The sequence below is a fragment of the Nitrosovibrio sp. Nv4 genome, assembly GCF_900215485.1.
In the GTDB taxonomy this organism is placed as follows: domain Bacteria; phylum Pseudomonadota; class Gammaproteobacteria; order Burkholderiales; family Nitrosomonadaceae; genus Nitrosospira.
Window position 1 is genome coordinate 1291318 of the sequence record NZ_OCMZ01000002.1, and the last position, 18464, is coordinate 1309781.

16 protein-coding genes and 1 tRNA gene are annotated in these 18464 nt (G+C 53.8%); 7 read left to right on the forward strand and 10 right to left on the reverse strand.

The features are described 5' to 3' along the window. Positions 1 to 162: 162 nt before the first annotated feature. A tRNA-Ser gene (locus CRO05_RS14240) sits at positions 163 to 252 on the reverse strand. A 137-nt stretch (positions 253 to 389) separates the two neighbouring features. On the opposite strand from CRO05_RS14240, the gene CRO05_RS14245 reads away from it, so the two are divergent. Continuing rightward, positions 390 to 1085, forward strand: coding sequence for a Bax inhibitor-1/YccA family protein (locus CRO05_RS14245; RefSeq protein WP_097067766.1), 696 nt, complete (start codon positions 390 to 392; stop codon positions 1083 to 1085). Between the two features lie 54 nt (positions 1086 to 1139). On the opposite strand, the gene rlmD is transcribed toward CRO05_RS14245, so the two are convergent. Next, entirely contained in the window at positions 1140 to 2513 is a 1374-nt protein-coding gene (gene rlmD / locus CRO05_RS14250) for a 23S rRNA (uracil(1939)-C(5))-methyltransferase RlmD (RefSeq protein ID WP_255405940.1), read from the reverse strand. A gap of 271 nt (positions 2514 to 2784) precedes the next feature. On the opposite strand from rlmD, the gene CRO05_RS14260 reads away from it, so the two are divergent. Next, a complete protein-coding gene (locus CRO05_RS14260) occupies positions 2785 to 3927 on the forward strand; it encodes an IS4 family transposase (RefSeq protein WP_200814297.1) in 1143 nt (380 codons plus the stop codon). A 55-nt stretch (positions 3928 to 3982) separates the two neighbouring features. On the opposite strand, the gene CRO05_RS14265 is transcribed toward CRO05_RS14260, so the two are convergent. The 8 genes from CRO05_RS14265 to CRO05_RS14300 form a co-directional block, all read right to left on the reverse strand. Next, on the reverse strand, positions 3983 to 4780 hold the full coding sequence (locus tag CRO05_RS14265; protein WP_097067769.1) for a 3'-5' exonuclease: 798 nt from the start codon (positions 4778 to 4780) through the stop codon (positions 3983 to 3985). Between the two features lie 59 nt (positions 4781 to 4839). Continuing rightward, the gene (locus CRO05_RS14270) at positions 4840 to 5268 is read right to left on the reverse strand and encodes a YdbL family protein (RefSeq protein ID WP_097067770.1); all 429 of its coding nucleotides are present in this window, start codon (positions 5266 to 5268) and stop codon (positions 4840 to 4842) included. A gap of 11 nt (positions 5269 to 5279) precedes the next feature. Next, on the reverse strand, positions 5280 to 5516 hold the full coding sequence (locus CRO05_RS14275) for a hypothetical protein (protein ID WP_097067771.1): 237 nt from the start codon (positions 5514 to 5516) through the stop codon (positions 5280 to 5282). 7 nt (positions 5517 to 5523) lie between these two features. Next, complete coding sequence (locus tag CRO05_RS14280) at positions 5524 to 7593, reverse strand: hypothetical protein (RefSeq protein ID WP_097067772.1); 2070 nt, start codon at positions 7591 to 7593, stop codon at positions 5524 to 5526. 137 nt (positions 7594 to 7730) lie between these two features. After that, positions 7731 to 8618, reverse strand: a complete 888-nt coding sequence (cysM, locus tag CRO05_RS14285; RefSeq protein WP_097067773.1) for a cysteine synthase CysM — start codon at positions 8616 to 8618, stop codon at positions 7731 to 7733. Positions 8619 to 8789: 171 nt separating this feature from the next. Continuing rightward, positions 8790 to 9083, reverse strand: coding sequence for a ComEA family DNA-binding protein (locus tag CRO05_RS14290; RefSeq protein ID WP_097068006.1), 294 nt, complete (start codon positions 9081 to 9083; stop codon positions 8790 to 8792). A gap of 247 nt (positions 9084 to 9330) precedes the next feature. Beyond that, positions 9331 to 9789, reverse strand: a complete 459-nt coding sequence (gene ssb, locus CRO05_RS14295; protein ID WP_097067774.1) for a single-stranded DNA-binding protein — start codon at positions 9787 to 9789, stop codon at positions 9331 to 9333. After that, positions 9790 to 11148, reverse strand: a complete 1359-nt coding sequence (locus tag CRO05_RS14300) for an MFS transporter (protein ID WP_097067775.1) — start codon at positions 11146 to 11148, stop codon at positions 9790 to 9792. It lies immediately after the preceding gene. Between the two features lie 194 nt (positions 11149 to 11342). On the opposite strand from CRO05_RS14300, the gene uvrA reads away from it, so the two are divergent. The 5 genes from uvrA to CRO05_RS14325 all read left to right on the forward strand — a co-directional run bounded on the left by uvrA (position 11343) and on the right by CRO05_RS14325 (position 18443). After that, a complete protein-coding gene (gene uvrA, locus CRO05_RS14305) occupies positions 11343 to 14162 on the forward strand; it encodes an excinuclease ABC subunit UvrA (RefSeq protein ID WP_097067776.1) in 2820 nt (939 codons plus the stop codon). Positions 14163 to 14178: 16 nt separating this feature from the next. Beyond that, positions 14179 to 15513 (forward strand): glycerate kinase, encoded by a 1335-nt coding sequence (locus CRO05_RS14310; protein WP_097068007.1) that lies wholly within the window; start codon positions 14179 to 14181, stop codon positions 15511 to 15513. Between the two features lie 174 nt (positions 15514 to 15687). After that, positions 15688 to 16392, forward strand: coding sequence for a phosphate regulon transcriptional regulator PhoB (gene phoB / locus CRO05_RS14315; protein ID WP_097067777.1), 705 nt, complete (start codon positions 15688 to 15690; stop codon positions 16390 to 16392). A 42-nt stretch (positions 16393 to 16434) separates the two neighbouring features. Beyond that, the gene (phoR, locus tag CRO05_RS14320; RefSeq protein WP_097067778.1) at positions 16435 to 17748 is read left to right on the forward strand and encodes a phosphate regulon sensor histidine kinase PhoR; all 1314 of its coding nucleotides are present in this window, start codon (positions 16435 to 16437) and stop codon (positions 17746 to 17748) included. Positions 17749 to 17885: 137 nt separating this feature from the next. Continuing rightward, a complete protein-coding gene (locus CRO05_RS14325) occupies positions 17886 to 18443 on the forward strand; it encodes an NUDIX domain-containing protein (protein ID WP_097067779.1) in 558 nt (185 codons plus the stop codon). Positions 18444 to 18464 lie beyond the last annotated feature (21 nt).

Genomic DNA, 18464 nt, shown 5'->3' on the forward strand with positions numbered 1-18464 from the left:
CGTGGTAATATTTCATGTGATAAGTTTGTTACCACGTAAATTACCACGGTTTCAGCTCGGACTCAAGCGGATGTTACCGGACTGTTGCGGACTATAAAGCGGGGAAAGGCTACTGAAATTCAGGTACTTATGAACGTTGGCGGATGGGTTCGGATGTCATTCTGGCGGAGGCGGTGAGATTCGAACTCACGGTAGAGTTGCCCCTACGGCAGTTTTCAAGACTGCTGCCTTAAACCGCTCGGCCACGCCTCCTAACGCTGAGGCGAGGAATAATACCTTTTTGAGCCTTATTTTGCCAGTAGAGGACGCGCCTGAAATGTTACGATTGCAACTTTCCCTAAACATGAGTAGTCTTACACACGTATCAGTTCGTCAACCAAGGAGACGTCATGCAACCTGAACTACGATATTCCAGCCGGAGCGCGCAAACGGGACTTGCTCTCGGCCGCAACAAGGTTCTGCGCAATACTTACTGGATGCTTGGCTTGACCATGATTCCGACGTTGTTCGGCGCCATGATTGGGATGAGCACCAATTTCGCTTTCCTCGCACAAGCGCCGATCATGGGTCCGCTGGTAATGCTGGCGGTCATGATGGGTCTGCTGTTTGGGGTGAGCGCCACACGCAACAGCATGATGGGGATCGCGCTGCTGTTTTTGTTCACTTTCGTCGCTGGCTGGTGGTTAGGCCCGATGCTGCAATATGCGCTTCATTTCAAGAACGGTGCACAAATTATCGGAACCGCTGCCGCAGGGACCGGAATGATTTTCTTCACGCTGGCAGGGATAGCCACGGTGACAAAGAAGGATTTCGGCTTTATGCAGAACTTCCTGTTTGTGGGGCTTGTGCTGCTGATCATCGCTTCCGTTGCTAACCTGTTCTTCGCCGTACCGGCAGCCTCACTCGCCATCTCGGCAGTTGCCGTGCTGCTGTTTTCCGGCTTTATTCTGTTTGACGTAAGCCGGATCGTTAACGGTGGGGAAACCAATTACGTGATGGCGACGATGGGTATCTATCTCAGCCTGTACAACCTTTTCACCAGCTTGCTGCACCTGTTGTTGGCTTTCTCAGGTGAAAGAGACTAACGCTGGAAACATTTGTTAAGCAGGATAAGGGCGGCTGACAACAGCCGCCCTTTTTCATTTGTGCTCTCTTGCCTCAACAGTTTCTTTCTCAAACAGCGCAATGGATTCAACATGTGCGGTATGAGGAAACATGTTTACGATGCCCGCAGCCTTCAATGAATATCCGTTTCGGTGCACCAGTACACCTGCATCACGGGCCAGCGTAGCCGGATTGCAGGATACATAAACGATCCGCCGAGGCCTGATCTCTTCTTCTGCAAGGGAAGTAACCACAGCGATTGCGCCTTCCCGTGGCGGGTCGATCAGCATCTTGTCGAAATACCCCTGCTTATGCATCCAGGTTTCATCTATATCAAACAGGTTGGTTTCGATGAATTGCGTATTTCGCCCAAGCCCGTTGCGTTCCGAATTTTCGCTGGCGCGGCGAACCATGGCCGCGCCTCCCTCAAAACCTGCCACGTCCGCGCCGCGACGTGCGATCGGGAGAGTGAAATTTCCCAATCCGCAAAATAAATCCGCAATGCGCTCCCCCGGTTGAGGATCGAGCAGATTCAGCGCGCGCCTTACCAGTACCCGATTCATGGAAGGATTCACCTGTGTAAATTCGGTAGGATTAAACGGCATAACGATATCGAATTCCGGCAGGGTGTAATTCAATTCAGCCGCGTCTTTCGGATAAAAAGGATAGGCAGTCTCGGGACCGCCGGGCTGCAAGAAAAACTGAATGTGATGCTGATCGGAAAAATCCTTGAGTAATGCTTCGTCTTGCGGAGTCAACGGTTCGAGAATGCGCAAAACCAGCACGTCTACATCCTCGCCCAGCGATACTTCGATCTGAGGGAGACGTTGACGGATAGACAGGCTTTCCACCAATTTCCGCAAAGGCATGATAAGCCGTGAAATGCGCGAAGGCATGATTTCGCAAGCCTGCATGTCGACCACGAAACTGCTGCGCTTTTCGCGAAAGCCCACCAGCACCGCATTTTTTTTGGCGACATAGCGCACCGATAATCGTGCGCGGTATCGATAGCCCCATGCTGATCCATATACAGCCGGCAATATCAGTTCCGGCTCGACCTTGCCGATATGCTTGAGATTATCTTCCAGAACACGCTGCTTCGCCGCCACCTGCGAACGAGCGTCCATATGCTGCAGACTGCATCCGCCGCATACACCAAAATGGCGGCATAGTGGCGCTACCCGCGAAAATCCAGGCTTGAGAATTCGCCCAACCTGTGCCAGTTCAAAGCTTGATTTCTTTCGATATGCGTTATAGGTAACCAGTTCACTCGGCAGCGCGCCCTCGATAAAAATGACTTTGCCTTCCGCATGGGCAACGCCACGGCCTTCCTGATCAAGGGATTCGATGACAACGGGGGCAGGCATATTTGCGGTAGACCGTTCCTGAAGTCGGGAACAAGCGTAAATCGGCTATTGATCCGGCAGGCAGACAGTACAAACGTCATACCAGCGGAAGCTGGTATCCAGCGGCCAGCGGAAACCGGCATCCAGCGGCGTGCAATGCATACCACTGTTGGTTTGGACTGGATTCCGGGTCAAGCCCCACTGCTGTCCGGAATAAATTTATCCATAAATCTGGAAAGGGTTGCAGGCATTGGTTTAAAGGGTTAAAACCCTGTTTGCCAACTTAAAAACCAAACCTGCAACCATGTTTAGGATAAGCCGATTTCAGGAATTAATGAAGGGGTTATCGCGTGGAGCGTTCGATCGCATTGTCGAGCAGCATCAAGCGGACAAATACAGCAAGAAATTCCGTTGCTGGGACCAACTGCTGACGATGGTATATGGCCAATTAAGCGGAGCAGGCAGCCTGCGGCAAGTGGAGGCGGGTTTTAATAGTCACATTGCTCACCACTATCACCTCGATACCGGCTGCATCAAGCGCTCCACCCTGGCTGATGCCAACGGCAAGCGCAAGGAAGCGGTGTTTGCCGACACCGCGCAGTTACTGATGGGACAGGCATCACGGCAAATGCGCAAGCAGGTCAAACAATTGCTGTATCTGCTGGATTCGACCTCGATCACACTCAAAGGAGCAAAGTTTGATACCTGGACATTGGAGAATCGCACTCGCAATACCCAAGGCATCAAGCTGCACGTGCTGTTGGCTTCAGAGCCGCATGCGCCGGTCTGGCACGACTTCAGTGCTGCCAACGTCAACGATGTAGAAAAAGCTATCGCTGTGCCACTGCGGGAGGGGGCATTGTATGTGTTTGACAAAGGCTACTGCGACTACAACTGGTGGCATCGGATCGATGCGGCAGGGGCAAAATTCGTCACCCGCTTCAAACGCAATGCTGCGTTACGGGTCGAGCAGGAACTGCCTATCCCGCCGGAAGCTGCGCCCATCGTGCTGCAGGACCGGATCGTGCGCTTCAAGCACAAGCATCCACGCGGTGGCTGCGTGAACCTCTACGACAAGCCGCTGCGCTACATCAGTATTGCCAGATGCGACAAGCCAATACCCCTGATATTGGCGACCAACGACCTGCGCAGCACGGCACTGGAAATTGCGCAGCGCTATCAGGGTCGCTGGCAAGTCGAACTGTTCTTCAAATGGATCAAACAGCATTTGAAGATCAAGCAATTTCTCGGATGCAGTGAAAACGCCGTGCGCATCCAGATATTGACCGCGCTCATCAGCTATTTGCTGGTAGTGCTCTATAAACAGGTGCAGGGCTTGAAGCAGAGCCTATGGGAGTGCCTGTGCCTGATTCGCGCCACGCTATTTCAGCGTCCCGATATCGACGTTTCTTTATATCGAAGGCGACGATCCCGGCTTGAACAATTGGCACAGGTACAGATAGGGCTGTTCTCATGAATTTGTCAACAGATTTATTCCGGACAGCAGTGGGTCAAGCCCGGAATGACGAAGTTCAAAGTATTTTCTCGCCGGATAAATAGGACCACTGACCGAGAAATTCCTGCCAGTGAGGTTCGGTAGATTTGCTCAAGGTGAGCCGCACCAGCTCGCATTCGCGCTGATACTGTTCGTTGTCAAAAACTCCTCGCATGAGCTGAAAGCGCAAAAATACAAGATAGGTATTCACCACATCCGTTTCACAATAGTTGCGGATAGCGGCAATCTCGCCATTCTGGAACGCGCTCCACACCTGAGAACCGTCCATCCCGAGTTTTCCGGGAAAGCCCATCAATTTCACCAACTCGTCCAGCGGCACGTTGGCGCGCGGCTGATACAGCGCGAGTATATCCATCAGGTCGAGATGGCGCGTATGGTAGCGGCTAAGATAGTTGTTCCATTTGAAGTCGCGGTCATCATCACCCATGTCCCAGTAGCGGCGCGCCTGAAGGCCATGGATCAGGCTGCGATAATGAAGCACCGGCAGATCGAAGCCGCCGCCGTTCCAGGAAACCAGCTGAGGAGTATATTTCTCTATCCCTTCGAAGAAACGGCGGATGAGTTCCGCTTCGGAATCCAAGGGATTCCCCAAGGACCAAACGCGAAAATCATTTTTGTCACGCAGCACGCAGGAAATTGCCACAATCCTCTGTATATGCAATTGGAGAAAATCATTGCCGATAGCCTGGCGGCGGGACTGAAACGCCATCTCGGCAATATCGGCCGGTGCAAGCTGCGGAGGGAGATTGTAAAGCCTGCGCAATCCCTCAATATCGGGAACGGTTTCGATATCGAAAACCAGTACGGGTATCACGAGAGGGGCTTCAAAGGGAATTTGTGAGCGATGAGTTTACAAGGCTGTGGGATGCGAGTCTATTTCCTGACCCAGGAGCCGCTTGCGTTCTGATACCACCACCCTGACCGGGCCAATTCAATCCACCGCTGGCCGAAAATGGAGCGAATATCCGCTTCCCATTCAGGATGGCTATTGGCGCGGGCGATTTCACGGTAAAGCGCGTTTCTGTCCTGGTTTTCAGCGGCGATCAAGGCGTTGACGGGCTGGCGCGCCGATAATGGCAACGCAGTGGCGTCGTGCATGGCGACAAGCCCATCACGCGTGAGCCCTATCGCACCTTTCGCATAATAGGGCTCGAGCTGGTTGTGGCGCTGCTGCATGCTCTGCTTGAGACTCGCAATCGCCGGGGTATCGATTTCGATGTTTGCCTGGGTATAGCCAGGAAGCGGCATCAATGACAACAGCGTCAGCAGCATCAAACGGAAGAGAACGACTGGGTTACCCATGATATTCGCCTTTACTGTTGCGGTTGCTGCGGCCGTATGGCGGGTTGGGAAGACGGTTCGTCGGAAGGCGCGGATCTATCCGTACCTCCACTCTCCTCGGGTTTCTTCAGCTGCCACACTTCTTCTATTATCTTGTCCGCTGCTTTTTCGGCAGCCGCCGCAGGAAAATAAATGTTAATGGTGACGCATCCCGCTAGCAACGAACCGGCCAACGTGAGCAAGCCCGCGTGAAAAAAATTATTCTTCATATATACCCTACTGAAAGACAGGCTTGGCGTCTGGGTGAGTGATCCGCTGAAGGCGGCTCACCAATTCCCACCAGTCCACCTCGCGATTATAGCCTATCACCGTAATAGCCGGAATTCCGCCACCCTTGACGATAAGGTAACCATGCTGCAAGGGCTCCGACTCTATCCCGCCCATGCGGCAGGTCCCGTTGCGCAATGAACAGCTCCAGCCAATTTTCGAGTAACCGAAATCATCAAAAAAATGCAGGAAACTGCGCTGGATTGCGGCTGCAGCTCCAAACCCTCCCAGAGAGGAGATATTCTGCACTGCGGCCTGGCTGATGCGGCGTGGATAATTGCCTGGACTGCTCATGAGGCTTGCATCAAACTTTACCGGTTTCCAGTTAAAAAGCTCAAGATCATGCACTGCGACATCCACGCGGCCCTGAATTTTGCCGAACGAAAACGTACCCGTAAGCAGATCGAGATCGAGATTGCGCATATCCACATCTGCCATGAGTGATGCCGCGGGTCCAAAGGGATCCAGCACCTTCAGATTCCATAACAATACCGTGCCGTCAAATACCTTGAAAAGCAGGGCGCCCTGCACTTCGACGGTTGAGCCATTGTAGCTTACCACGGGTATTTCGCCCGACAGCGTGCCTTGCATCGGCTGCGTACCGAGTGCTTCGGTCAACTTTTGCATGGATACGGGCGAAAGCCCTCCACTGAATTGCCATCGCCAGCCCTGTAGCTTACCGTCGGCTTGCGGCGATGCGCTGAAGTTCTCAAGAGTAAGTTCCCCGTCAAGCACAGGCATCGTCAATCGCGGGATATTGAAATTCAACCCGTCCATTACCAGCGGAATGTGCAGTTGGCCTATTGGTATCCGACCTAGCTCGCTGCCCTGGATATGGATATCCGCTTTCGTCGGCTCGTGGATCTTGTCCGCTCCCTGCACCTCCCACGGAATACGGGCATTAACGCCGCGAAATGCAAAGCGCTCGCGCTCATCTTCCACGGATACATCGCGCAAATTGATATGAAGCAATTCGTGGGCGCTGTTCCGGTAACGCCATTTGATTCCCGCGTGCCCGGCAGCTTTCAATTCGGCAAATGGAGTATTCACGAAAAACGGTTTCAGCACCCGGCTGAACAGCATGGATAACTCCAGATTATCAGCGCTCAAATCGAAATCACGCACCGTGTTCGCTGGCCGCTCTATCACACCCGATAAATCCACCTCGCCGATACCCGAGAGCACAAGTTTGCCGTCGAGAATGCGGATGATGTTTTCATTCAGTTCTCCACTCGCGCTCAAACGCTGACCCTGGCCCGCGAAATAAAGCGGCTGCCAGAACACCTCGCCGCGCGGCCAGCTCGCATCCGCCTGCCATTTCCATAAAGGAGCCTTCTCGCTGCCCTCGCGCTGGGCCTTTGCGTTGATTTGGCCGCTAATATCCTCGCCGGCGTGCAAACCGCTGGCATCGCTGAATGACAGCCCATCCACCGCCAGGTCCGCTTCAATTCCAGCAAGACCGCCCGCATCGCCATGCAGTTTGATGGCGCCATTGATCTTTCCCTTTCCCGTGACGGGGGTAGGTAAAATTTCTTTTTCACCAATCGGCACAAATTCTGCAATACGCGCGGCGCCCCCGTTTGCAATGGTCAGCATACCCTCCCAAATGGGCTTTCCCCACTGCACAGATAGCCTCCAGTCCTCGCTGCCCTCATTGGATGCAGTCCGGATTTTTATGTCGAGAGTCTTATGGCGGGAAGAAAACCGGAATGACACAGGTAACGGTGCCGAACTGGCAAGCCTCAGCACACCCTCATCACAACGGATCAAACCGTCGGCAACCTGAAACTTGTGGCAGGAAAAGCGCAAATCACGCCAAACCTTTCTCTGTACTGCGACTTCGCCCAACTGCACTTCCAGCAATGATGCTTTTGGACCTGTCAGGCTGGCTTGAATCCCTTTGGCATTTAAAACGGGACTTCGAACGTCATCGACAGAAAGGGTAATTGCAGGATCCGCATGTGCGGAAAAGGTAGCAGCAAGGAACACTGGCAATATGATGACGAGCAGCTTTATCATGGTTGGCTCGGCTAAACACGACTCGGGCAGCTCGCATAGCGCTCCTGGCAGTGCGTGGTATTCCGGTCATACAGCTGTCGAGCGAGCCATGGCCGTTTTCCCCGCCGTGGCTCGCAGGGAGGGCGCCGACTCCATGATCAGGCTGGGAAAACCCCTGTGGAAAGGTAACGATCGCCCCGATCGCAAACGATTGAGACAATCGTAGAATTTTCCACTTCGTCCGAAATCTTGAGCGCCGCCGCCAGCGCGCCTCCTGACGAAATCCCGGCAAAAATTCCTTCCTCGCTCGCCAACCGCCGGGTCATTTCCTCGGCTTCAGCCTGAGAAACGAGCATAATGGCGTCTACCCGATTGGCATCGTAGATTTTTGGCAGATAGGCTTCCGGCCACTTGCGGATGCCCGGAATCTGCGCACCTTCTTCCGGCTGCACACCGATAATCTGAACCGCCGGATTTTTTTCCTTGAAATACCTGGAGCAACCCATAATGGTGCCGGTGGTACCCATGCTGCTCACCAGATGGGTAATTCCCCCCCCGGTATCTCGCCAGATTTCGGGAGCAGTGCCTTCGTAATGGGCTCGCGGGTTATCTGGACTGGCAAACTGATCAAGAATGATCCCCCGCCCCTCATCACGCATGCGCTCGGCTACATCCCGCGCTTCTTCCATGCTCCCCTCTTTTGAGGTCAGTATGATTTCCGCGCCGAACGCCTTCATCGATTGCCGCCGTTCTATGCTCAGGTGCTCCGGCATCACCAGCACGATCGGATAACCCATTACCGCCGCGGCCATCGCAAGCGCGATGCCGGTGTTGCCGCTGGTGGCCTCTATCAGCGTATCGCCCGGCTTGATATCCCCGCGCTCTTGCGCACGCGTAATCATCGACAATGCCGGACGGTCTTTCACCGAACCTGCCGGATTGTTGCCCTCCAACTTGACGAGGACGGCATTGCTGGTATTCCCCGGCAAGTGCTTGAGTTTTACCAGCGGCGTGTTGCCGACAAAATCTTCTATGGTTTTGTACATGACGACGTAATTTGCAGAGGATTATGCCGGATTATCGCATACGTTCCGGCTTGAGCGACGTCTACGATGGAATTAGCAGGATGGATGGAGCGAAGCACAACCCATCGATCCCTGATACGATGGATTGCAGATTGCGGCTTGCAGCCTCCATCCTACCAATGCATTTGGTCGTTACCTGGGAACGGGCTTATTTTCCTTCTTGACCGCTGTGGTCCCGCCAACAGCAATATCCTTGCGAAGCCGTTTCATTGTTGCCGGACCAATGCCCTTGACATTTTCCAGGTCGCCCGGTGACTTGAACGACCCTTTTTTCTTTCGATGATCGATTATGGCCTTCGCTTTGGCCGGGCCTATCCCTTGAAGTGTTTCAAGCTCGGCTTGAGTTGCAGTATTGATATTGACGACCGCATAAGCTGCGCCGGTAAATGCGAACAGTGTGACAAGAAGCAGCAGCAGGTTCTTCATGTCTTTTCTGAGAGATGACAGTTTGATTGGGTTAATCTCGGCGATTGTCATGTTTGGTAAAGAAGGCGTTCAGCGGAAAAAAAGTATATCAACGTTTTTTACGACCGATTCCCCCATAACTATATAAGCCAGAGAGTGAATGGAAATGTCACTTCGTAACAAGCTATTCCTGCTCATCCAAAGACAACGCAAATTAGACGCCGAGTTTAACCGTGAGCTCTGTTTACTAATCTTTACTAGGTGTACTTTAAAACGGAATATCATCATCCATATCATCAAACCCGCTGCTGCTTCTGGCAGGGGCTTTACTACTGGATGGACTCGGCGCAAAACCGCCCTCCTCCCTATCCGCTCCTTCATAACTGCCGCTGCCGGGTTTGCTGCCCAGCATTTTCATATCGGTGGCAATAACGTCGGTGGTGTAACGCTCAACGCCCGCCTTGTCGGTCCATTTACGCGTTTCCAGCCGTCCCTCAACATAAACCGGACGGCCTTTTTTAAGGTATTCGCCGGCTATTTCGGCGAGTTTGCGATAAAAAGTGACGCGATGCCATTCGGTTTTTTCCTGCTTTTCACCGTTTTTGTCTTTCCACGTTTCCGTGGTAGCCAGAGTGATGTTTGTCACCGCATCGCCGTTTGGCATATAACGAGTCTCGGGGTCTTTGCCGAGGTTGCCGATGAGTATTACTTTGTTGACTGATGCCATTTAAGCTTCTCCCCCCAATAATTGAACAACGCCTTGTTCATCAAAACCGCTCATATCCACTTTCAGGTACGCCACGCCTTCGCTCGCGAGCACCAAGGCCTCATGCACACCGGGCAGCGCGGCTAATTGACGGGATAACCCTGTGGCCTTACCCGTATCCATTTCCTGCACATGGTACATTCTGGTGCGCACCGCGGCCGGCGCTTTCATGGTGAGCGCAAACATCAGCCATAATGCCAAAAGGATGCCACAGAAAGCAAACAGTGCGGTGCCGCCATGGTGCTGATACAGGTAGCCGCCCGCGGTTGCGCCGACAAATGCACCAAGAAATTGAACACTGCTATAGACACCGATGGCCGTGCCTTTTGCGCCAACCGGTGCAATCTTGGAGATGAGCGAGGGCAACGTGGCTTCCAGCAGGTTGAAGGCGGCAAAGAACACCAGCAGTGCCGTTGCGGTGCCCCATAATGAATCGGATGTATACGCCAGCAATACCTGGCTCACCAGCAGGACGGCAATCGAAATGACGAATACTTGTTTGAGTTTTGCCTTCTTTTCGCCATAAATGATGACTGGGATAATCATTATCATGGAGATGAGCAGTACCGGGAGATATACCTGCCAGTGATGGTCTGCCGCCAGACCAGCCGTACGCAACGACAGCGGTACCACCAGCCATAGCGCCATCAAGACCGCATGCAAAGCAAAGACACCGAAATCCAGGCGCAGCAGTTGTGGATCACGCAATACATTATGGAATCGTCCTGCCGATGCTTCGGTATCGGAGTGAAAGCGGCTGATCACCGGATCGGGAACGATTCTGGAAACCACTGCCATCGCCAGTAGCGCCAGCACCCCTGTCATGACAAAAATGCCTGGTACCCCGATTAAACGATTTAGCGCCGGCGCGACAATTAAGGAGACTGCAAAGGTTGCACCTATGGTCATCCCGATCGCAGCCATTGCCTTGGTGCGATGCTCCTCGCGGGTGAGATCGGCGGCAAGCGCCATCACCGCGGCTGAAATCGCACCCGCTCCTTGAATGATGCGGCCAAAAATTACACCGTAGATATCAGTGGCGGATGCAGCGATAAAACTGCCGATGGCGAACAGAATCAGGCCAACGTATATGACGGGCTTGCGCCCGAACCGATCCGATAGCCAGCCGAAAGGAATTTGCAGTATCGCCTGAGTCAATCCGTACGCCCCAAGCGCAATACCCACCAGCGTATAGTTGCTGCCGCCCGGCAGATGCTCGGCATAAAACGCGAAGACGGGCAGAATGATGAACATCCCCAACATGCGCAACCCATAGATGCCGGCGAGACCGGCGGTCGCGCGCAACTCTATCGGTGACATTTTCTCGTGCGGAAGGGAGGACGACATGAATCAGATTGGGGAAACGCGGAAAGTTGCGTATATTAACAGGTTTGACCGGTTCTCAGGTAGCCTCAGCCTCAGGTTGTCTCAGTTGTTTTTGGGGCAGCCTGCATACGTCTGTGCCTTGGCGTCTGTGCCTTGGGGAGCCGTGAGCACCCACATGGAAGCAAGCAATGGAATTCATAAAAATTCGTGGTGCACGCACGCACAATCTCAAAAACATCAATCTTGATTTACCGCGAAACACGCTGATAGTGATCACCGGTTTATCCGGGTCGGGCAAGTCTTCACTCGCGTTCGATACGCTGTACGCGGAAGGTCAGCGGCGCTATGTGGAATCGCTCTCCGCCTATGCGCGTCAATTCCTGCAATTGATGGAAAAACCCGACGTCGATCTGATAGAGGGCTTATCCCCCGCCATCGCCATCGAACAAAAAGCGACCTCTCATAATCCCCGATCTACGGTCGGTACCGTTACTGAAATACACGATTACATGCGTCTGCTGTTCGCACGGGTGGGCGATCCGCAATGTCCAGAGCATGGCATCACGCTGACGGCGCAAAGCGTTTCGCAAATGGTCGATCATGTGCAGCAGTTGCCGCCGGACACCCGACTGATGATACTTGCACCGCTGGTGGTGGGACGCAAAGGCGAGCAAATGGATTTAATCGATGAATTGCGCGCGCAGGGCTTCGTGCGGCTGCGGGTCGACGGTAAAGTATATGAAATCGATGCGCTGCCGAAATTGCAAAAAAACAAAAAGCATACCGTGGAGGTCGTGGTGGACAGGCTCAAAGTTTCACCCGAGTCCAAGCAGCGATTGGCAGAGTCATTCGAAACAGCACTGCGGCACGCGGACGGACGCGCTTTAGCGGTGGAAATGGACTCTGACCAGGAGCACCTTTTTTCTGCCAAGTTCAGCTGCCCGATATGCAGCTATTCCCTGCCGGAACTGGAGCCGCGCTTATTCTCTTTCAACAACCCGATGGGCGCCTGCCCCAAATGCGATGGTCTGGGGAAAATCACTTTCTTCGATCCCAAGCGCGTAGTCGCCTTCCCGCATTTATCCCTGGCTTCCGGCGCGATCAAAGGTTGGGATCGGCGTAACCAATTTTATTACCAGTTGCTTGCGAGTCTTGCCACCCACTACCATTTTGATCTGGAGGTACCTTTTGAGCAGTTGCCTTCGAATATCCAGGACATCATCCTGAACGGATCGGGCAAGGAAAAGATCGTATTCTCGTATTTGAACGAAAGTGGTACCCGCAACTATCGGAAGCATACGTTTGAAGGCATCGTTCCCAATCTGGAGCGGCGCTACAAGGAAACCGAGTCGCTTGCCGTGCGTGAAGAGCTGTCAAAATACCTCAATTCCCAGGCATGTCCGGAATGTGCGGGTACCCGGCTGCGCCGCGAAGCTCGCCATGTTCGGGTAGGGGGTCAGGCGATTTATGAAATCAACGCACTGCCTCTGAAGGAGGCCAAGGCTTTTTTCGATCAGGTAACACTGACGGGGCACAAATTCGCCATTGCGGAAAAGATCGTCAAGGAGATTTCCAGCCGCATATTATTCCTCAACAATGTCGGACTGGATTATTTGTCGCTGGACCGTTCCGCCGATACCCTGTCCGGCGGCGAGTCCCAGCGCATTCGCCTCGCCAGCCAGATCGGATCAGGGCTGACGGGTGTCATGTATGTGCTGGATGAGCCCTCAATCGGCCTGCACCAACGGGATAACGCACGCTTGCTGGAAACGCTCAAGAACCTGCGCGACCTTGGCAACAGCGTTATCGTGGTGGAACATGATCAGGACGCCATACTTACCGCCGACCATGTGGTAGACATGGGGCCCGGCGCGGGCGAGCATGGCGGATCAGTCATTGCGCAGGGTACGCCTGAGGCTATCCAGAAAAATCCCAACTCTCTCACCGGGAAGTATCTTTCCCGTGAATTGACCATCGCGCTGCCGGAAAAACGAACGAAACCGAAAAACGATCGCTGGCTCAAAATTGAAGGTGCATCCGGCAATAACCTGAAGAACGCCAACCTCAGCCTGCCTGTGGGATTGTTCGTTTGCGTAACCGGCGTATCCGGCTCCGGCAAATCGACGCTCATCAACGAAACCCTCTACCATGCAACGGCGCGTCATCTCTATGGCAGCGCCGCGGAGCCCGCCCCGTATCAGAGTCTGGATGGATTGGCTTTTTTCGACAAGGTCATCAACATGGACCAAAGTCCCATCGGGCGCACGCCACGCTCGAATCCGGCCACCTATACCGGCCTGTTTACCCCGGTTCGGGAGTTGTTTGCGGGAGTGCCTCAGGCGCGCGAGCGCGGCTACGGGCCTGGCCGATTCTCGTTTAATGTCAAAGGGGGCCGCTGCGAAGCCTGCCAGGGCGACGGCATGATCAAGGTCGAAATGCATTTTCTACCCGACATATATGTCTCGTGCGACGTCTGCCATGGCAAGCGGTATAACCGCGAAACGATGGAGATTCAGTACAAGGGAAAAAACATCAACGAAATTTTGCAAATGACGGTGGAACAGGCGCATGAGTTTTTCAGCGCCGTACCGGTTGTCGCGCGTAAACTGCAAACCCTGCTGGATGTCGGCCTTGGCTACATCACCCTGGGCCAGTCCGCAACCACGCTGTCCGGTGGCGAAGCCCAACGGGTAAAGCTCTCGCTGGAACTTTCCAAACGCGATACCGGCCGCACCCTCTACATTCTCGACGAACCCACTACCGGTCTTCATTTCCAGGATATCGATCTGCTGCTGAAAGTGCTGCATCGGCTGCGAGACCACGGCAATACCGTAGTAGTAATCGAACACAACCTGGACGTCATCAAGACTGCCGACTGGATTATCGATCTTGGCCCCGAAGGCGGCGAAGGCGGCGGAGAGATCATAGCCGAAGGCACGCCGGAGGAAATCGCAGCGAACGAGAAGAGCTTTACCGGCCATTATCTGAAAACCATACTTGGCTCGTGACCGAAAAGATGGCGATATGAACGCCGGTGAGTATGCCCGCCGACTGCTGCTTGGCAGCTTCAACGCCGCACTCGCCGCAGCCGATCCGCTACATATCGTGCCCCGCCACCTCCCAGCCGATTTGCTTCACAGATCGCCTGCCGGCCGCACGCTGGTAGTCGGTGCAGGCAAAGCCGCTGCCGCGATGGCGCTGGCAGTGGAAAACCATTGGCCAGAAAATACGGGATTAGACGGCATTGTTCTCACCCGCTATGGCCACGGCCTGCCTCTCCAGAAGATCGCCGTAGTTGAAGCAGGGCATCCCTTACCCGACGAACAGGGCGAGAAAGGCGCACGCGCTATTCAGGCAGAGGTAAATAAACTTGGCCCTGATGATTTGCTTCTATGCCTGCTGAGCGGCGGGGGTTCCAGTCTGCTATCGCTGCCGGTCGAAGGGGTATCGCTGAACGATCTCCGAAACGTCACCATGGAACTGCTTCGCTGCGGCGCGACAATTCAGGAAATCAACACGGTACGCAAACATCTTTCCGCTCTTCTGGGCGGAAGGCTTGCGGCTTCAGGCCGAGCGCCGGTGCTTGCATTGATAATTTCAGACGTGACCGGGGACGATCCGACTTATGTCGCATCCGGCCCGTGTGCACCTGATCCGACTACGTACCTGGATGCCTTGGCAATTATCGAATATTACGGCGTACATGCGCCTCCCGCCATCATGGAAATATTGCTGGCCGGTGCTCAGGGCAAGCTCAACGAGACGCCCAAACCTGGCGACGCTACTTTCGATCACGTTGAAAATAGAGTGATCGCTACCGCACACGATTCGCTGCTGGCGGCTGCAGAATATTTTCACACGCAAGGCATTCCCGCTGTCATACTGGGCGACTCCGTTACCGGCGAGGCGTGCGATGTCGCCAGCGTCTTCGCTGCCCTGGTGAAAGAGGTCCGTCAATATGGACAGCCATGGAAACCCCCTATGGCGCTGATCTCGGGCGGTGAGACAACGGTAACATTGCGTGAAAATAGACGTGGCGCCCATGGTGGGCACATTGGGCAAAATGGGAAGGGTGGACGCAATACCGAATTTTTGCTGTCACTCGCCGTCCGGCTTGCAGGCGTTGAGAATACTTATGCCCTTGCCTGCGATACCGACGGCATAGACGGCACGGAAAACAATGCCGGAGCGGTCGCCCTTCCTGATTCGTTGCGTCGGGCAAAGGAAATGGGCATTAACGCCTCAGCCCTGCTCGCCGGCCATAACACTTATGCTTTCTTTCATCAGCTCGGCGATCTGGTCGTGACTGGACCCACTCGGACCAATGTCAACGATTATCGGGTAATCCTGATCTTGTAGAGCTTGATTCCCATCGTTCGGTCGAAACATTATGATAAGACTGAGATTCGTCCTACTTTTTTGCTGATCGAGACTTGCAAATGTCACAAAACCGCAATACTGTTTACATATCATCGCAATATTAAGGAAAATCAAACCCGAAGAAGATTTTAAAGGATTAGAGGGATTAGGCCGATGGCAGCAACAATACTGGTAGTGGAAGACGAACCGGCGATCCAGGAATTGATCTCGTACAGCCTGCGGCAAGCCAGGCATGTGGTTTTTTCCGCAAGGAATGCGGAAGAAGCCATGGAAATCGTGAATGATGCTCTGCCCGACCTGGTGCTCCTTGACTGGATGCTGCCGGGAATGAGCGGTGTCGAATTTGCCCGCGTATTGCGGCGAACGACGCGTACTAAAACAATCCCCATTATCATGCTTACAGCTCGCGCTGAAGAAAGCGACAAGGTGTCAGGTCTGGAAATCGGTGCGGACGATTACATCACCAAGCCTTTTTCGCCACGTGAACTACTCGCACGGATCAAGGCAGTGCTGCGCCGGCGCTCCCCGGAAGCGGCCGATGACATGGTCGAGATTGGCGGGTTGCGGCTCGACTCGGCTGCTCATCGCGTAACGGCCAATGACACTGAAGTGGCGCTGGGACCTACCGAATTCCGATTGCTGCATTTTCTTATGACGCACGCCGAACGAGTGTATACCCGAACGCAACTGCTCGACCAGGTGTGGGGAGACCATGTATTTGTTGAGGATCGTACCGTGGATGTGCATATCCGCCGGTTACGCAAGGCCTTGGAAGTAGTCGGCAAGGATGGGTTGGTGCAGACTGTGAGAGGGTCCGGCTATCGCTTCTCCGCATTATTGACGGCAAGCATGGGATAACAGAAAAATAATGATTAAGCTTCATTCTTCCAAATAACTCGCGTGCCCGGTTTCTGGGAGCCCTTCCGGGAGCGTTTGCCCACGCTTATCCTGATTACGGTTGTAACCGGGGTACTCCTGGTCACGCTGGGCCCTATCACGACATTGGTATTTTATAATGTCGCGCTGCTGCTGCTGGTCATTCATCACTGGCGCCAGCTGACAATCCTGGATAAGTGGCTGCAAACGGGGGAATCTGCATTCCCGGATAGTTCGGGCAAATGGGGAGACGTCTTTGCGCGCCTGTCCCGCCTCGTGCGTGATCAGAGACAAAGCCATCAGCATATCAGTTCCGCGCTGGAGCGTCTGCGGCGCGCCACTTCGGCCATGCCGGAGGGTGTGGTGATCATGGATGAAATGGACCGTATCGAATGGTGCAATCCTGTCGCCGAAAAACACTTGGGCATAGATTCCCATCTTGACGCCGGGCAGCATATCACCAACCTGGTGCGCCAAACGCAGTTCGCCAAATACCTGGCTGCCCAGGATTACACCGAACCACTGATCATCAGGCAACCCCGGCATCAGGGACTGACTCTGTCGCTACAGTTCGTGCCCTACGGTGATAAACAGAAACTGCTCCTTAGCCGTGATGTGACCCGTTTTGAACGAATTCAGACCATGCGCCGGGACTTTGTGGCCAATGTCTCGCATGAATTGCGCACGCCGCTGACAGTGATCGGCGGATTTCTCGAGACGCTGTCGGACGAAGATCATTCAGATCCTGAAACACGTAAATGGGCACTAACGCTGATGACCGACCAGACCCGGCGCATGCAGAGTCTGGTGGAAGATTTGTTGATGCTGTCACGGCTGGAGGATACCGAAAACCTGATTCGCGATGAAAACGTCGACGTTCCTGAAATGTTGCGCCAGCTATATGATGAAGCCAAATCCCTGAGTGCGGGGCGTCACCGTATCATTCTCAATATCGATACCGCTACAAAATTGCAGGGTAACGCCGACGAATTACGCAGCGCTTTCAGTAATCTTATCAGCAATGCCATACGCTATACCGTCAGTGGCGGCGATATTACCTTGAACTGGGCGATTCGCGATGGCGAGGGTGTATTTTCCGTACAGGACACAGGCATAGGCATTGAACCCGAGCATATACCCCGGCTGACAGAAAGGTTCTATCGCGTAGATCGCGGACGTTCGCGTGAAACCGGCGGTACCGGCCTCGGGCTTGCCATTGTCAAGCACGTTCTGACTTGCCACCAGGCAAGGCTGGAAATCGATAGCGAATTGGGCAAAGGCAGCTGTTTCAGCGCATGGTTTCCTTCCTCCCGTGTGATTAACCAGAACGATGAGTGAATCGCCGCCCGCTGCACGAGTGTATAATCCAATGCAAGTTTTTTGCCATAAGCAAATCCGGATGTAACGACCAGGCAGAACAAGCGGCGCCCGTTAAGGATATTGCCTGTTCGCACTATCGGAAATGCGTCTTTCTCATGTCTAAACCAGCTCTCGACCTCACCGAAACAACCGTCAGCAGCCAGAATGTCTACGATGGTGAACTTCTGCATGTGCGCGCGGATCAGGCTCGTCTGCCTGACGGAAAAATAGCAGTGCGAGAATACATTATCCACCCTGGCGCGGTGGTTATCCTACCGTTGCTCGGCAACGGTGAACTGGTGCTGGAGCGTCAGCATCGCTATCCCCTGCATCGGGATTTCTACGAACTTCCCGCCGGAAAAATAGATTGTGGCGAAGAGCCGCTACTGTGCGCTCAACGGGAGTTGCTGGAGGAAACCGGTTATACGGCAAAAAACTGGCGTTATCTCACCACCCTTCATCCCTGTATCGGTTATTCGGACGAGAAGCTGATCTATTACCTTGCGGAAGAACTCACCTTCAAAGGCGCCAGTCTCGATGACGGAGAGCATCTGGAGGTATTTACGCTAACGCTGGCAACGGCCCTGGAATGGGTAAGGGAAGGGAAAATTACCGATAACAAATCTGTTTCGGGATTGTTCTGGGCGGAAAAAGTGCTGCGCGGCGAATGGTAGAAAGTCATTCCGAATATCGCG

Bases quoted from the DNA above. Each gene is read 5' to 3' on its own strand.
- CRO05_RS14310 (WP_097068007.1), top strand. From the start codon at position 14,179: ATGAACGCCGGTGAGTATGCCCGCCGACTGCTGCTTGGCAGCTTCAAC.
- phoB (WP_097067777.1), top strand. From the start codon at position 15,688: ATGGCAGCAACAATACTGGTAGTGGAAGACGAACCGGCGATCCAGGAA.
- CRO05_RS14275 (WP_097067771.1), bottom strand. From the start codon at position 5,516: ATGAAGAATAATTTTTTTCACGCGGGCTTGCTCACGTTGGCCGGTTCG.
- CRO05_RS14300 (WP_097067775.1), bottom strand. From the start codon at position 11,148: ATGTCACCGATAGAGTTGCGCGCGACCGCCGGTCTCGCCGGCATCTAT.
- CRO05_RS14270 (WP_097067770.1), bottom strand. From the start codon at position 5,268: ATGGGTAACCCAGTCGTTCTCTTCCGTTTGATGCTGCTGACGCTGTTG.
- CRO05_RS14260 (WP_200814297.1), top strand. From the start codon at position 2,785: ATGAAGGGGTTATCGCGTGGAGCGTTCGATCGCATTGTCGAGCAGCAT.
- CRO05_RS14245 (WP_097067766.1), top strand. From the start codon at position 390: ATGCAACCTGAACTACGATATTCCAGCCGGAGCGCGCAAACGGGACTT.
- cysM (WP_097067773.1), bottom strand. From the start codon at position 8,618: ATGTACAAAACCATAGAAGATTTTGTCGGCAACACGCCGCTGGTAAAA.
- ssb (WP_097067774.1), bottom strand. From the start codon at position 9,789: ATGGCATCAGTCAACAAAGTAATACTCATCGGCAACCTCGGCAAAGAC.
- CRO05_RS14280 (WP_097067772.1), bottom strand. From the start codon at position 7,593: ATGATAAAGCTGCTCGTCATCATATTGCCAGTGTTCCTTGCTGCTACC.
- CRO05_RS14290 (WP_097068006.1), bottom strand. From the start codon at position 9,083: ATGAAGAACCTGCTGCTGCTTCTTGTCACACTGTTCGCATTTACCGGC.
- uvrA (WP_097067776.1), top strand. From the start codon at position 11,343: ATGGAATTCATAAAAATTCGTGGTGCACGCACGCACAATCTCAAAAAC.
- CRO05_RS14325 (WP_097067779.1), top strand. From the start codon at position 17,886: ATGTCTAAACCAGCTCTCGACCTCACCGAAACAACCGTCAGCAGCCAG.